Annotated in this window: 1 pseudogene; it reads right to left on the bottom strand. The window is 32.9% G+C overall.

The window, feature by feature from the left end:
- A pseudogene (locus ACWIX0_RS14225) lies at positions 1-434 on the bottom strand (hypothetical protein); the annotation flags it as partial.

The raw sequence follows: 434 nt of genomic DNA, 5'->3' as shown, positions 1-434 counted from the left end.
TATTAAGTGTAATCTCATTGCCGTCTGTGCTTATGGTAATGAGATTATCGTTTGTGATAATTATGTTAGACTCCCCTATTTTTAGCGTTATGCTATCTTGTGAATCAATATTTAAGATTTTAGATTGTATCTCTAAAGATTCTAGCACCTGCATTATAGCATTTTTTGCTTGTGCGATAAAGTATTCTTGCATATCCATTGATATGGATTGACTAGAAGTAAGAAGCATATTTGCATTTGCATTAAGATTTAGCTGTGAAGTAGATAGTATGTTTATTTCCTCATTAGCTTTTATGCTTAAATGCCCTTTTACACTCTCATATTTATCCTGTGCTATTTCCTCTTTTACATTTCCCCTAACCTCCACACTCTTATCCCCACCCACATATTCACTACTATTATGCTCTATGTTTAATCTATTATCTGCTCCTATG

It is taken from the genome of Helicobacter sp. T3_23-1059, from assembly GCF_053654515.1.
This window is presented reverse-complemented; position numbering and strand designations above follow the sequence as displayed.